Consider the following 14,655-nt stretch of genomic DNA (forward strand, 5'->3'; position numbering starts at 1 on the left):
CCACCCGAGTGCCGGTTGCGGATGATTTCAACGCCCTGCCCCGCAAAACCGACTGGGCGCGGGGCGATGCGCCGCTTCTCTGTTTCCTGATTTCGCGATCCCGCCGCGCTTTTTCGCGCTGGCGGAGCTGTTCGAAAAATTTTCCGACCAAATTAATGACTTCTGACAATCTTCGGAAAGACCATCTCAAGTTGCTGGTGCAAGCTTGTGCGCTGCTGGCTACAGGGTCTTTCCGCAAGCAAAAGGAGCCGGATCGGCGTCACGACGCCTCTCCAGCTCCTTTCTGTCTTCTGCTCCCGATCGCGGGACGGACTCGCCTCGTCAGCCAGCCTTAGCGCAGCTTGTGGATCTCATCGTCATTGCCGGTCATTTCCCAGCGGATCAGCGAGATCGGGATCGAGCCAGCCGCCCGGAAACGATCGTGGAACGACTTGATGTCGAACTTGTCGCCTTCCTGCATCGCGACATCGGCCATCAGCTTCTCGAGCTCGACCTTGCCCATATAATAGCCGATGCCATAGCCCGGCTGGCGCAGATACAGCTCGATATCGAACTGCGCGACCGCGTCGCCCGGCTTCATCCATTTGGGCGTGCGCTCGATCAGCGATGCATTGGCCTGCGCCCAGGTCCACTCGTTCGCCTGCATCTTGATCTCGGGGATCACCCGCGCCGCACGCTTGGCGCCCAGGATATAGTCCATCTCGCGCGTCTTGGGTCGGTCATCCAGCAGCCCCGCCTGCAGGATGAATTCCTCCAGATAAAAGGCCCAGCCTTCGTTGCGCAGGCCGTTGACGAAGAACAATCGCTGGCCGCCTCGAATCGGGCGCGTGTCGCGCGCCGCCTGCAGCCCGTCAAAGGCGTGCCCCGGCAGGTTATGCGCGCGCAGCGGCAGACCGTCGCGGAATTCGGACTGGAAGAAGAAGTGCAGGTTCAGCGGCTTATCGAACAGCCCCGGCTTGGACGGGTCCTTCTCGAACGGGAACTGATACGGCCCCTCTTCCGGATTATGCTTCACATAATCGGGGATCGTCACCCAATCGCCGTCGCGCAGGAAGCGCAGCAGCTCGCCATCCTCCGCCATGCGCTTGGCATCGAATTCCTCGCGCGTCTGCACCGGCTCGGGCATGGGGATATCGCGGTTGCGATGCTCCTCGATCTTCAGGAACGCGACCTGACGCTGATATTCGCGCTCGCCGATCACGGCGACCTCTTCAGGCGTGTAAGGCAGCAGCAGCACGTTCTTGAGGTACCAGGCGTAGTTGTCACGGCCTACGCCGCCATGCGCGGGCAACCCGGCCTCGATGCTCTCCAGCCACTTCTTGAATTCGGCAGCGGCTGCCTGCGCAAGCTTGGCAGGAGCCACAAGCGAGGGTTGCAGCTTCGCCGCTTTCTCCGCCAGCTCGCCATAGACGTTCACTTCCACCTGCTTTTGCAGGATGCCAAGGCGGGCGAGATCGCCGCGCGGCGCGGTCAGGTTCACGCGCGCCTGACGCAGCGCTTCCGGTACCGCGTTCAGCTGTGCGGCCAGCGTCTTCGCTTTGTCAGCCGCAATCGGCAGCTTGGGGATGCCGATCGCGCCGTGCATCTTCGGGCCAAAGCCGAGATTGGTGGTCGAGTAAAAGGCCGGGTCGCGCTTCCAAGGTTCGACGACGCGGAACTGGAACTCCATGCCGTTCATCTCGGCGCGCAGCACCATATAATCGACGCGCTGTGCGACCGGCCAGGCGCTGTCATCGATCGCAGCAAGCCGCGATTGGTACTGGCGCAGCTCTGCAAACTGCTTTGCAACCGCTGCCGGCGAATAGTCCGGCACGCCCTTCACCATCGCTGGCGGCACGAAAGCGCGGAATTCCTTCGCCAGCGCGACCAGCGCTTCATAGCCCTGTGCGGGTGCCTCGGCCTGCGCCATGGCCGGTGCCACGAACGACACCGGCGCAATCGGCAGAGCCATCAGAACGGCAGCAAGACCCAGTTTCTTCTTCATTACGCGAACTCCCCGAATTTACTGCCGTTTCGCTCGATCAGAGCTTGTTGAAAAAGCGCGAGAGCCGATCCATCGCCTCGCGCACGCGCTCTTCGGATTCCGATCCGAAGCACACCCGCAGATGCCCTTCCCCGCCCGGGCCATAGAAGCTGCCCGATTCCACCACGACATGTGCTTCGTGGAGGATCGCGCTGGCGAGTTCCTGTGAGGAACGGCCGGTGCCGCTGATATCGGGGAAGGCGTAGATTGTCGCTTCAGGCTCGGCGCAGGTCACGCCGGGCATCTGGTTCAGCGCCTGCACGACGATATCGCGCTTGCGGCGATCCGCCTCGACCAGCGCGTGCATCGCATCCTGCGGCCCCTCAACTGCCGCGCGCGCACCTTCCTGGATGAAGACGTTGACGTGTGTCACGTCGGTCATGGTGATGCGCAGGATCGCGGGCATCAGCTTCGCATCGGCGGTCAGATAGCCGATCCGCCAGCCGTCCATCGAATAGGCCTTGGTGAAGGCGAAGCAGGTGATCGTCCGCTCGCGCATCCCCGGCAGGCTGGCGATGCTGACATGCTTCGCCTGACCATAAGTGATGTACTCATACACCTCGTCCGACAGAACCAGCAGGTCATGTTCGATCGCCAGATCGGCGACGTGCTGCAACTCCTCGCGCGTGTAGACGCGGCCAGTCGGGTTCGCCGGATTGACCAGCACGATCATCCGGGTGCGATCGGTGATCTTCGCGGCGATCTTCTCTTTCGAGATGGCGTAGCCATTGGCCTTGTCCAGATCGGCGAACACCACCTTGCCGCCAGCTAGCTCGGTCTTGCCGACATGCTGCGGGTAATAGGGATCGAGCAGGATCACTTCGTCGCCCGGATCGATCGCGGCCATGAATGCGGCGAAGGATGCGTGCGTCAGCCCGTTGCAGACGAGCACTTCGTCCACCCCGTAATCCAGCCCGTTAAACTCGGTGAGCTTCTTGACCAGCGCCTGACGGAAGGAGAGCGTGCCGCGGAAATCGCCATAATGGACGATGCCCGCGTCCAGCGCGGCCTTGGTCGCTTCCTTGATATGTTCGGGCGTATCCGAATGCGGTCGACCAAACTCCAGGTGGATGAGGTCTACCCCCGACGCCTCGAGCTTCGAGGCCTCCTCGTACATCCCGAAACTCTTCTTCGAACCGCCCGTAAGGCGCTGCGCCGGCCACTTCATTTCAAGACCCTTTCACGACTCTCATACACGTGATTAATTATGTGATATAGGATATTTCAAGCTTGAAATTTTAGACTTGAAATAATTATGTTCCGGGCGTTAGGTGAGACAGAGGGAGTCGCCGCGGTGGAGTTTGGTAAGTGAAAATCGCATGCGTTGGCGGCGGTCCAGCAGGCCTCTATTTCGCAATCTCGATGAAGGTTCGCGACAGCGGCCACGAAGTGCACGTGTTCGAACGCAACCGCGCGGACGACACATTTGGCTGGGGCGTGGTTTTTTCGGACCAGACGGTCGAAAACCTCATGGCCAACGATCCGGTCAGCGGCGAGACGATCCGCAACGAATTCGCCCATTGGGACGACATCGCCGTCCATATCCACGGTGAGACCATCCGATCCTCCGGGCACGGGTTTATCGGCATCGGCCGCAAGCGGATGCTCGCGATCCTTCAGGAGCGCGCGCGTGATCTGGGCGTGCAGCTACATTTCGAGCACGAAGCGAGCAGCGATCTTGCCGACTGGGCGGACTATGACCTGGTCATCGTTGCCGATGGTGCGAACAGCCGCCTTCGCGATCGCTACGCCGAGCATTTCGACATCGATATCCAGCCGCGCCGCAACAAATATATCTGGCTCGGCACGCACAAGGTGTTCGACGCCTTCACCTTCGCCTTTGAACAACTGCCCGAGGGCTGGGTCTGGGCGCACGCCTATCGTTTCGATGACAACCTCTCGACCTTCATCGTCGAGATGGCACCCGAAACCTGGGAAGCGCTGGGCCTCGACAAGGCGGGACAGGACGAAGCGATTGCGTTCAGCGAGCGCGTCTTCGGGAAGCATCTCGACGGCAACAAGCTGATGTCCAATGCCAGCCATCTGCGCGGATCGGCGGCATGGCTCAACTTCCGCCGGATCGTCACCGGCCAATGGTCGTACGACAAACTCATCCTGCTCGGCGACGCGGCGCACACTGCGCATTTCTCGATCGGATCGGGCACCAAGCTCGCGCTCGAAGACGCGATCAAGCTCGCCGAAGTGCTCAACCGCCCCGGCCTGGGCCGCGAACAGGCGCTGGCTGAATATCAGGCGGAGCGCAGCGTCGAAGTGCTCAAGCTCCAGAACAGCGCGCGCAACTCCACCGAATGGTTCGAGACGCTCGACCGCTATCTCCCGTTCGAGCCGATGCAGTTCGCCTATTCGCTGCTCACCCGCTCGCAGCGCGTGAGCCATGAGAATCTGCGCCTGCGCGACCGTGCATGGCTGGAAAGTGTGGAGCGCTGGTTCCAGGCCCAGGCCCCCGGCGGCAAAGGCGAAAAGGCGGTGCCGCCCATGTTCGCGCCTTACAAGCTGCGCGAAATGTCGCTCCAGAACCGCGTCGTCGTATCGCCCATGGCGACCTATTCGGCGAAGAACGGCATGCCGAACGACTTCCACCTCGTCCATTACGGCGCGCGCGCTCAGGGCGGCGCGGGACTCGTCTATACCGAGATGACCTGCGTCTCCCCCGACGCGCGGATCACGCCCGGATGCCCCGGAATGTACGCGCCCGAGCATGTCGCGGCATGGCGGCGGATCACCGATTTCGCCCATACGAACAGCGGCGCGAAACTCTGCCTCCAGCTCGGCCATGCCGGTTCCAAGGGTTCGACCAATATCGGCTGGCAGGGCATGGATCAGCCGCTTGCCGAGGGGAACTGGCCACTGATCGCCGCGTCGGACGTGCCGTGGAGCCCGACCAACGCCGCGCCCCGCCCGATGACGCGCGCCGACATGGACGAAGTCCGCGATCAATTCGTCGCCTCGGCACGCATGGCGATCGACGCCGGCTTCGACATGATCGAGCTGCACGCAGCCCACGGCTATCTACTCTCCAGCTTCATCACACCGCTGCAGAACAAGCGGACCGACGAATATGGCGGCGGCCTGGAGAACCGCCTGCGCTATCCGCTCGAGGTATTCGAAGCGATGCGCGCCGTCTGGCCGGCCGAACGGCCGATGTCGGTCCGTATCTCGGCAAACGACTGGATGGGCGATCTGGGCGTTACCCCTGACGAGGCAGTGGAAATCGCCCGTGCCTTCGCGGCAGCAGGCGCCGACCTGATCGACGTCTCCGCAGGCCAGACCTGGGCCGAGTGCAAGCCCGTCTACGGCCGCATGTTTCAGACGCCCTTCGCCGATCAGATCCGCAACGAGGCAAAGGTTTCGACCATGGCGGTGGGCAACATCTTCGAGACCGACCATGCCAATTCGATCCTCGCCGCTGGCCGCGCGGATCTGGTCGCGATCGGTCGCCCGCACATGATCGATCCGATGTGGACGCTGCGCGCCGCCGCCCAGCACGGCTATCGCGGCGCGCCTGTGCCGCCTCCGTATCTGAGCGGCATGAGCCAGCTTGCCCGCAATCTGGAGCGCGCCGCCGAGACCGGCGCGGCATTACGGAGCTGAGCCATGCGGCTGTCTAACGTCCATGCGATCGTCACCGGCGGTGGGTCTGGCATCGGCACAGCCATCGCCCGCGCGCTGGCCGCGGAGGGGGCGTGGCTCACGCTGATCGGGCGCCGGCAGGAAGCGCTCGATGCAGTCGCCGCGACGATCCCCGGCGCGATCGGCGTGACTGCGGACGTGACCGACCGCGCCTCGATCGACACCGCCTTTGCAGCCGCCCGCGCGGCGCACGGCCCGATCGGCATCCTCGTCAACAACGCCGGCATCGCACCCACCGCCCCCTTCGCCAAGGTGACCGCCGAAAGCTGGCGCGCTACGATGGCGACCAACCTGGATGCGTTGTTCCATTGCTGTCAGGCCGCGCTTCCCGATCTGCTCGCCGCCCCGGCGGGACGCATCGTCACCGTGGCGTCGACCGCCGGGCTCAAGGGTTACGGCTATACCGCCCCTTACGTGGCATCGAAGCATGGCGCGATCGGGCTGATGCGTGCGCTCGCCACCGAATTCGCCGCCACCCCGCTCACCGCCAACGCGCTCTGCCCCGGCTTCACCGATACCGATATCGTCGCTACGGCGATCCAGACGATCACCAGCCGAACCGGTCGCACCGAGGCTGAGGCACTGGCCGAACTGACGCGCCACAACCCCCAGAAGCGGCTAATCACTCCGGACGAAGTCGCCGAAGCAGCGCTCTGGCTCTGCCTGCCGGGCAGCGGATCGGTGACCGGTCAGGCGATCCCGATCGCAGGTGGAGAAGTGATGTGACAGCACCCCAGGTAAACGCGCACGAAGGATTGCCCGATGATCGCGACAATGTGCGCCTCTGGCTGCGCCTGCTCACCTGCACCCGGATCATCGAAAAGAGCGTGAAGCGCGGCTTCGCGGACGAATATAACAGCACCCTCCCCCGCTTCGACGTGATGGCCGCGCTGGAGCGCCGACCCGAGGGGATGACTATGGGCCAGCTGTCCAAGGCGCTGCTCGTTTCCAACGGGAATGTCACCGGCGTCGTCCAGGTGCTTGTGCGCGATCGCTATGTCAGCCTCACGCCCTCGCCCACCGATGGCCGCTCGTCGGTTGCGCGGCTCACCCGATTGGGCCGCGATCATTTCGCGGTGCTCGCAGAGGCGCATCGCAACTGGGTTGAAACGATGCTCGCCGGGCTGGGCCGCGAAGACCGCAGCCAACTCTATCAAAGCCTGGGCGTGCTCAAGGACCTGCTCGCCGACAACGGGGAAACAGAATGACCTTTGATCCAACCAGCTTCGCGCCCGAACATTTCGGCTGGGCCTTTGCCAACGGCGTCGCAACCGTCACGCTCAACCGGCCCGAGCGCAAGAACCCGCTCACCTTCGATAGCTATGCCGAGCTCCGCGATACCTTCCGCGCGCTCGTCTATGTGCCGGAGGTTAAGGCCGTGGTCGTCACCGGCGCGGGCGGCAATTTCTCCTCGGGCGGCGACGTGCATGAGATCATCGGCCCGCTCACCGAAATGGCGATGCCCGAACTGCTCGCCTTCACCCGCATGACCGGCGATCTGGTAAAGGCGATGCGCGCCTGCCCGCAGCCGATCATCGCCGCGATCGACGGCATCTGCGTGGGCGCGGGCGCGATCATGGCGATGGCATCCGATATGCGCCTCGCCACCCCGGCGACCAAGACCGCATTCCTGTTCACGCGCGTCGGCCTGGCGGGTTGCGATATGGGCGCGTGCGCGATCCTGCCCCGCATCATCGGTCAGGGCCGCGCGTCGGACCTGCTCTACACCGGCCGGGTCATGACCGCTGAGGAGGGCGAGCGCTGGGGCTTCCACAACCGCCTCGTATCGGCGGATGCGCTGCTCGACGAAGCGCTGGCGCTGGCGCAGAGCCTCGCTACCGGCCCCACCTTCGCGCATGGCATCACCAAGACCCAGCTCAACGTCGAATGGGCCGTCAGCGTCGAAACGGCGATCGAGATGGAAGCGCAGGCTCAGGCAATCTGCATGGCGACCAAGGACTTCCGCCGCGCCTTTGAAGCCTTTGCTGAAAAGCGCTCTCCGGTGTTCGAGGGCAACTGATGGCAGACCGCAGCTTCCTCGACTGGCCCTTCCTCGACGATGGCCACCGCGCGCTGGCCGCCGATCTGGAGGCGTGGTGCGTTGCCAGTCTCTCCGCGCATCACGGTGCGGACGTGGATGCCGAATGCCGCCGGCTGGTTCGCGCACTCGGGGATGGAGGTTGGCTGCGTTACTGCGTTCCGGCAGCCTGGGGCGGCATCCGTGAGACGCTCGATATCCGCTCGCTCGCGCTGATCCGCGAAACGCTCGCGCGCCATTCCGGCCTCGCCGATTTCGCCTTCGCGATGCAGGGCCTCGGCTCGGGCACGATCTCGCTATTCGGCACCGAAGCGCAGAAGCAGGCCTATCTCCCCGCGGTCGCGCGCGGCGAAAAGATCGCCGCCTTCGCGCTTACCGAGCCGGGCTCGGGCTCCGACGTTGCCTCCATGTCGACCTCCGCCGATCGCACCGCGGATGGCTGGCGGGTCAATGGCGCAAAGACCTATATCTCGAACGGCGGCATCGCTGATTATTACGTGCTGTTCGCCCGCACCGGCGAAGCGCCGGGTGCCAAGGGCGTCTCCGCATTCCTCGTCGACGCGGATACACCCGGCCTCAACGTCACCGAGCGGATCGACGTGATCGCCCCCCACCCTCTCGCCACCCTCGAATTCACCGATATGGCGCTGCCCGCAGACGCGCTCCTCGGAGAGGCCGGGCGCGGCTTTGCCGAAGCGATGGCGACGCTCGATATCTTCCGCACCACGGTGGGTGCCGCCGCGCTGGGCTTTGCTCGCCGCGCGCTCGACGAAGCCACCGCCCGCGCCCGCGTGCGCAAGCTTGGCGAGGGCACGCTAGCCGACAACCCGGTCACCCAGTCCAAGCTCGCCGAGATGGTGCTCGATATCGATACCTCCGCGCTGCTCATCTACCGCGCGGGCTGGCTCCGCGACGTGCAGGGTCAGCGCAACACGCGCGAAGCCGCGCTCGCCAAGCTGCACGCGACTGACAGCGCGCAGCAGGTGATCGACAAGGCAGTCCAGATCTTCGGTGGCCTAGGCGTCACCGTCGGTGCACCGGTCGAGGCGCTTTACCGCGAGGTCCGCGCGCTCCGCATCTATGAGGGTGCGTCGGAGGTGCAGAAGATCGTCATTGCCCGCCAGCATCTGGCGCAGAGCGCCGACTGATGTTCCGCGTGACCTTTCCGCTGCGCTTCGCACACTGCGATCCGGCGGGCATCGCTTATTATCCGCGCTGCCTGGAGCTGTGCGACGCCGCGATCGAGGATTGGACGCCCGCGATCCTCGGCGACGATCGGCGCAGGATGCACATGGAACGCGGGCTTGGCCTCCCCACCGTCAGCCTCACCTCAACCTTCATCGCGCCCAGCATATTGGGCGATCTGCTCGAATTCGCCGTCCGCCTCGTCCGGGTCGGGCGGAGCTCGATCGAGCTTGAAGTAGAGGTCACGTGCGGCGGTGCGCCGCGCTTCAATGTCCGGCTCACCCAGGTCCTGATCGAGCTTGCCGGGGGCACATCGCAGCCCTGGCCATCCGAATATCGCCAACGCCTTGAAATGGAATGCCAATGACCGTCCACCAGACCCTCCTCCCCCCCGGCTGGAAGCGCCCGCGCGGCTATGCCAACGGCATCTCCGCCAGCGGCCGCACGATATACACCGCCGGCGTGGTCGGCTGGGATGCGGAGGAGCGCTTTGTCGCATCCAGCCTTTCCGGCCAGTTTCGCCAGGTGCTGATCAACACGCTGGCGATCCTCGCCGAAGCGGGTGCCGGGCCCGAGCATATCGTGCGGATGACCTGGTACATCACGAGCCGCGATGAGTATCTGGACGAGATCGCCGAGATCGGTGCCGCATGGCGCGAACTGATCGGCCGCAACTATCCGGCGATGGCCGTGGTTGAGGTTGCGGCTCTGGTCGAGATCGAAGCAAAGCTAGAGATCGAAACAATTGCGGTCGTCCCCACCGCAGCCTGAGGAATGGAAATGCAGAAATTTGACTGGGCCGATCCCCTCCTGCTCGATGCGCAGCTGGAGGATGAGGAGCGGATGATCCGCGACACCGCACGCGACTATGCGCAGGCGCAGCTCGCGCCGCGCGTGATCGAAGCGTTCGACAAGGAAATCACCGATCGCGAGATATTCCGCGAGATGGGAGAGCTGGGGCTTCTCGGCCCGACGGTTTCCGAAAAATATGGCGGCGTCGGCGCTTCCTATGTCGCTTATGGCCTCGTGGCGCGCGAGGTTGAGCGCGTCGATTCCGGCTATCGCTCGATGATGAGCGTGCAGTCGAGCCTCGTCATGTACCCGATCTACGCCTTCGGCTCGGAAGAGCAGAAGCTCAAGTACCTGCCGAAGCTCGCCAGCGGCGAATGGGTCGGCTGTTTCGGCCTTACCGAGCCGGATGCGGGCTCCGATCCGGGCGGGATGCGCACCCGCGCCACAAAGATTGACGGCGGCTATCGTCTCAACGGGGCAAAGACCTGGATCTCCAACGCCCCGATCGCCGACGTCTTCGTGGTCTGGGCCAAGTCGGATGCACATGGCGGCGCGATCCGCGGCTTCGTGCTGGAAAAGGGCATGAAGGGCCTTTCCGCGCCGAAGATCGAAGGCAAATTGAGCCTGCGTGCCTCGATCACCGGCATGATCAATCTCGACGAAGTCGAAGTCGGCGAAGATGCGCTGCTTCCCGAAGTAGAAGGCCTCAAAGGCCCCTTCTCGTGCTTGAACCGCGCGCGCTACGGGATCAGCTGGGGCGCACTCGGTGCTGCCGAATTCTGTTTCCACGCCGCCCGCCAATATGGCCTCGATCGTCACCAGTTCGGTCGCCCTCTCGCCGCTACCCAGCTCTTCCAGAAGAAGCTGGCGGATATGGAAACCGAGATCACTCTCGGCCTCCAGGCGTCGCTCCGTGTCGGCCGCCTGATCGACAGCGGCAATTTCGCGCCCGAGATGATCTCGATCGTCAAGCGCAACAATGTCGGCAAGGCGCTCGATATCGCGCGGGCCGCGCGCGACATGCATGGCGGCAACGGCATCTCGGGCGAGTTCCAGGTGATGCGTCACCTGATGAACCTCGAAACCGTGAACACTTATGAGGGCACGCACGACGTCCATGCCCTGATCCTTGGCCGCGCGATCACCGGGATCGCCGCCTTCTAGGAATGATGGGCGGCCGGATCATCCGGCCGCCCGCTTTCTCACTTCACCAGCAGGATCCGGTTGCCCGGCGGATAGGCCCATTCGAAGCCGCGCTCGGTGACCACGCCATTATCCTCCAGCGGAATCTTGATCTTGCGCCCGCCCCATTCCGGCACCGGAGTGTAGAGGAACGATTCGATCGACAGGAAATTGCCGGCACGCAGCGTGTAGGTCATGCGTAGCGGGTTGAAATCGGCCATGGACGGGCCCGAACCATGGCCCAGATCGCCCACCGAATGGCTGCCGATCACCACATCCGAAACCTTGAGATCCTTGCTCGGATCGTCGTAGCGGCCCAGCACGAAGCCCGGCGTTTCCGCCACACGCTTGTTCACCGCAGCCAGTGCTTCTCCGGCGGTAATGCCCGGACGGATTACGTCCAGGATCATCTGGCGTATCTCGCGCGCTTTGTCATAGGCACGCTGCAGCCCCAGCGGCGGAGCATTCTCGCCCGGCTTCAGCACATAGCTCATGCGCTTCATATCGGTGTAATAGAACAGATAATTGGCGCCCCAATCGACCGTGATCAGGTCGCCGGGCTTGATCACATGATCGCCCGAAGTCGGGCCACGCTCACCCGGCCCAAGGATATAGACGCTCGGCAGCCCGAAGCTGCTTCCCAGCCCTTCCTTGTGAAGCTGTTCCATCATCCACCATGCGACATCGCCGGTGGTGGTGTGCCCCGGCACGATCACTTCGTTTGAAAGCGCACGCTCCAGGATCGTCCGCGAATACTCGCCCGCCTTGGCGAAGGCCGCGATCTCGTTGACCGAATGCCGGGCGCGGAAATCCGAGACCAGTTTTTCGGCTGAAACCAGCCGCTCCGCCAGGGTTGGCCCCAAAGTCTGGGCCAGCCTGGTCCGAAGCGAATGGCTCAGCCCATCCGCAGCACCGATCTCGGTCGCGACATTGATCCCGATCCGCTTCGGATTGCGCGCCTCGACGAACTTCCTCAGCTCCGCCGGCGAGAGCTTGAGATCATAAAGCGGGCATTGGTCGAACGCCGCCCCGCCAATGCCCATCGCCGCGCGCTCGATCCGCCCGCTGCCGCTACGATCGGTGAACACATAATAGCCGACATCGCCGATATAGCCGCCGCCGAGCAGCGCGGCGTTGGGATCGTCATGCCCCTCGCGCCCCGCAACGATCCACATGTCCACGCCGTTTTCGCGCATCACCTCAGGGAGGATCAGGTCGAGCTTGTCCTTGCGGATCTGGCACATCTGGTCCCAGCGCCGCTTCGCCTCCTGGCCCTGGGCCGGCGTCGCCGCGAGCAGGGGCAAGATGGCGAGCGGGAGGGCAAGCCGGCTCAAACGCTTCGACGACACGCTGTTTCTCCCATGGTGTTTCTCAGCGGCGAAGCTGACAGAAGCGCCGCCCCAATGAAACAATAATCACGCGATTTTCGTTGATATATGCCCGCTCGCCCGGCAATGGGCATCGGCATCGAGACGCTCGGATGCGAAGTCAGCGTGCCGGAACAAGATGGGGGAAGCCGAAGTCGAGCATCGGGCGCGACGGCGGACCGATAGGTGTGAATGCACATGCTATCGGCCAAATCGCGTCCCCCGATCTGTCTGATCCGGCGCAATGTCTTGATCCTGGCGAATGATTGGGTGAAATATGGCTATTAGCGCAACGAAGAACGCGGCAGGAACGGCAGAGGAACTGATGGACAATCGCACTGTCTATGACCCCAGCAGCGCGAATTTCCGCCTGGAAAACTCGCCATTCTATCTAATGGCGCACGCCGATTTCAAATATCACGAGGATATGGATGTCGTGCTGCACAAGCATGGCGTGTCCAAGCCGATCTACCGTGTCATGACGGTGTTGCGCGAGCGCCAGCCCGCCAGCATCGGCGCGATCGCAGAGGCGGCGCTGACCAAGCGCTCGACGATCAGCCGGATCATCGATCGGATGGTCGAACAGGGCCTCGTCACCACCGAACCCAATCCGGAAGACCACCGCATCACCGAGGTAACGCTGACCCCCGCCGGCCAGCAGACCCTGCGCAAGCTGACCCCGATCGTCGGCCGCCAGTTCAGCCGGGCGATGAACGGCGTGAGCGACCGTGACATCGCGCATCTGCTGCGCACGCTGCAAAAGATCAGCGGGAATCTGAGCAAGCTCCCCATCGAATAAAAAAGCCCGGCTCGATCGCTCGAGCCGGGCTTTTCCTACACGTCGCCACCCACGAGGGAGGGATAGGAGGGTGGCGCGTGCTTATCGGGACTTGCCGTCCACAACCACTTTGCCGTCGGCGATCACATAGCGAACGTCGCGGAGATTCTTCAGCGAATCGAGCGGGTTGCCGCCGATGATCAGGATATCGGCGATCTTGCCCGCCTCGATCGTGCCCAGCTTGTCGCCGATCCGCATGATCTTCGCGCCAACGCTGGTCGCAGAGGCGAGGATATCGGCGTTGCTCATGCCCGCCTCGCGCAGATACTCCAGCTCGCGGAAATAGGCGTCGGGATAGCGCCATTCATTCTCGAACGGGATATCGGTGCCCACGCCGATCGGCACGCCGGCGCGATATGCCTCGTTCACGCGCTTCAGGTGATGCTTCTGGTCCATCACGAAGCGGCGCGAATGGGTATGGTAGAAATTGCCGGACGGGATACCCGCGGTCGGATAGCCGCCCTGCAGCAGATTATCGAAGGCGATGATCGTCGGCACGAATGCAGTGCCATGCTTCTTCATCAGTGGCACCGCCTTGTCGCTGATCAACAGCGGATGCTCGAGCGTATCCACGCCCGCCTCGATCGCCCAATCGGTATAGACGCCATAGCTGTCGATCGCGACCGGCACGCCGGCCTCGTGCGCCTCGTCGATCGCCGCTGCGATCTCTTCCTTGGTGCCCGGCGCGCCAAGCTTGATCCAGTCTGCCAGCATGCGGATCTGCTCGCGCACGGCCTTGCGCCATTCCCACGGGCCGTTGGCACCCTTGGATTCGCCGCCCAGATTCGGCTTCTGGCGGCCGGTCGCGGTGGAGGTAACCTCATCGCCATGGCCGCTGGTGCTGGAAATGATCCGGCCGCTCCAGAAAACCCGCGGGCCGCGAATGATCCCGCGGTCCACACCTTCCTTGATGCGCAATGCAACGTCGCCCATCGTGCCAACGTCGCGCGCGGCCGTGATGCCGGCGGTGATCAATTGCTCCGCCAGCGCCGTGCCGCGGATCGCCGCTGCCGCCGGGCTGTCCGAATATTGCCCCATGTCGGGGCCGCGCTGCTGGGTGAAATGGATGTGCAGGTCGATCAGACCGGGCATGATGTACATGCCGCTCGCGTCGATCGTGCGTGAGACATTCGCCGGGATCCGCGTTCCCGCCGGACCCGCCGATACGATGCGATCGCCCTGGAGCACGACCACCGCATTCGGGATCGCGCCGCCCCAGCGGCCGTCGAGCAGCGTGCCGCCGGTCACCACGATGATCGGCTCCTTGCTGCGATCCACCGGAGGGATCGGCACGCGCCGCATATCGTCGCTGGTGTCCGGGATCGCCCTGCGCTGCTCCTCCGTCACGGCGCGCTGGGCATGTGCGAGATGCGGCGTCACCGCGCCCAGCATGAACGCCGCCGAGATCGCCACACCTTGTAACAGCCGGGTCCGCAAACCGGATTTTGCCACCGAATCAGCCACGCCGCGCTCCCCAATTATTCCCATTTACATATGATTTAAAGCGTGATTCTCTTGACGAAACAAGAGGCATTTGCAACCTTTCGGTTTCGGCGCCCCTCCTGAAACGGGTCGTCAG

Annotated in this window: 13 protein-coding genes; 9 read left to right on the forward strand and 4 right to left on the reverse strand. The window is 63.7% G+C overall.

Annotated features, from left to right (window positions below):
• Positions 1-331 precede the first annotated feature (331 nt).
• Both SSO01S_RS05880 and SSO01S_RS05885 read right to left on the reverse strand, forming a co-directional pair.
• The gene (locus tag SSO01S_RS05880) at positions 332-1,984 is read right to left on the reverse strand and encodes a DUF885 family protein (protein ID WP_066796654.1); all 1,653 of its coding nucleotides are present in this window, start codon (positions 1,982-1,984) and stop codon (positions 332-334) included.
• 37 nt (positions 1,985-2,021) lie between these two features.
• Positions 2,022-3,191, reverse strand: a complete 1,170-nt coding sequence (locus tag SSO01S_RS05885; RefSeq protein WP_066796657.1) for a pyridoxal phosphate-dependent aminotransferase — start codon at positions 3,189-3,191, stop codon at positions 2,022-2,024.
• Between the two features lie 140 nt (positions 3,192-3,331).
• Between SSO01S_RS05885 and SSO01S_RS05890 the strand changes: the two genes are divergently transcribed.
• Genes SSO01S_RS05890 through SSO01S_RS05925 form a run of 8 tightly spaced genes read left to right on the forward strand, consistent with a single transcriptional unit; the run spans position 3,332 to position 10,853 of the window.
• The gene (locus tag SSO01S_RS05890; protein ID WP_066796660.1) at positions 3,332-5,635 is read left to right on the forward strand and encodes a bifunctional salicylyl-CoA 5-hydroxylase/oxidoreductase; all 2,304 of its coding nucleotides are present in this window, start codon (positions 3,332-3,334) and stop codon (positions 5,633-5,635) included.
• A gap of 3 nt (positions 5,636-5,638) precedes the next feature.
• The gene (locus SSO01S_RS05895; protein WP_066796663.1) at positions 5,639-6,400 is read left to right on the forward strand and encodes an SDR family NAD(P)-dependent oxidoreductase; all 762 of its coding nucleotides are present in this window, start codon (positions 5,639-5,641) and stop codon (positions 6,398-6,400) included.
• Positions 6,397-6,882 carry a MarR family winged helix-turn-helix transcriptional regulator gene (locus SSO01S_RS05900; protein ID WP_066796666.1) on the forward strand — a complete coding sequence of 162 codons (486 nt, stop codon included), beginning with the start codon at positions 6,397-6,399 and terminating at the stop codon, positions 6,880-6,882. Before SSO01S_RS05895 ends, SSO01S_RS05900 begins: the two co-directional genes overlap by 4 nt.
• Positions 6,879-7,694, forward strand: a complete 816-nt coding sequence (locus tag SSO01S_RS05905) for an enoyl-CoA hydratase family protein (protein ID WP_066796669.1) — start codon at positions 6,879-6,881, stop codon at positions 7,692-7,694. The genes SSO01S_RS05900 and SSO01S_RS05905 overlap by 4 nt, the downstream gene beginning before the upstream one ends.
• Positions 7,694-8,860: an acyl-CoA dehydrogenase family protein gene (locus tag SSO01S_RS05910; protein WP_066796677.1), complete on the forward strand. Its 1,167-nt coding sequence runs from the start codon at positions 7,694-7,696 to the stop codon at positions 8,858-8,860. Before SSO01S_RS05905 ends, SSO01S_RS05910 begins: the two co-directional genes overlap by 1 nt.
• Positions 8,860-9,264, forward strand: coding sequence for an acyl-CoA thioesterase (locus SSO01S_RS05915; RefSeq protein ID WP_066796679.1), 405 nt, complete (start codon positions 8,860-8,862; stop codon positions 9,262-9,264). Before SSO01S_RS05910 ends, SSO01S_RS05915 begins: the two co-directional genes overlap by 1 nt.
• The gene (locus SSO01S_RS05920) at positions 9,261-9,668 is read left to right on the forward strand and encodes a RidA family protein (RefSeq protein ID WP_066796682.1); all 408 of its coding nucleotides are present in this window, start codon (positions 9,261-9,263) and stop codon (positions 9,666-9,668) included. The genes SSO01S_RS05915 and SSO01S_RS05920 overlap by 4 nt, the downstream gene beginning before the upstream one ends.
• Positions 9,669-9,677: 9 nt before the next feature.
• Complete coding sequence (locus tag SSO01S_RS05925; RefSeq protein WP_174520759.1) at positions 9,678-10,853, forward strand: acyl-CoA dehydrogenase; 1,176 nt, start codon at positions 9,678-9,680, stop codon at positions 10,851-10,853.
• 38 nt (positions 10,854-10,891) lie between these two features.
• Here the strand turns inward: SSO01S_RS05925 and SSO01S_RS05930 are convergent, their stop codons facing one another.
• Positions 10,892-12,220 (reverse strand): M24 family metallopeptidase, encoded by a 1,329-nt coding sequence (locus SSO01S_RS05930; RefSeq protein ID WP_066796688.1) that lies wholly within the window; start codon positions 12,218-12,220, stop codon positions 10,892-10,894.
• 295 nt (positions 12,221-12,515) lie between these two features.
• Between SSO01S_RS05930 and SSO01S_RS05935 the strand changes: the two genes are divergently transcribed.
• Positions 12,516-13,037, forward strand: coding sequence for a MarR family winged helix-turn-helix transcriptional regulator (locus SSO01S_RS05935; RefSeq protein WP_083942874.1), 522 nt, complete (start codon positions 12,516-12,518; stop codon positions 13,035-13,037).
• Positions 13,038-13,118: 81 nt separating this feature from the next.
• Here the strand turns inward: SSO01S_RS05935 and SSO01S_RS05940 are convergent, their stop codons facing one another.
• Positions 13,119-14,540 (reverse strand): amidohydrolase family protein, encoded by a 1,422-nt coding sequence (locus SSO01S_RS05940; protein ID WP_169798326.1) that lies wholly within the window; start codon positions 14,538-14,540, stop codon positions 13,119-13,121.
• Positions 14,541-14,655: the final 115 nt, after the last annotated feature.

It is taken from the genome of Sphingomonas soli NBRC 100801 (genome assembly GCF_001591025.1).
Classification (GTDB): domain Bacteria; phylum Pseudomonadota; class Alphaproteobacteria; order Sphingomonadales; family Sphingomonadaceae; genus Sphingomonas; species Sphingomonas soli.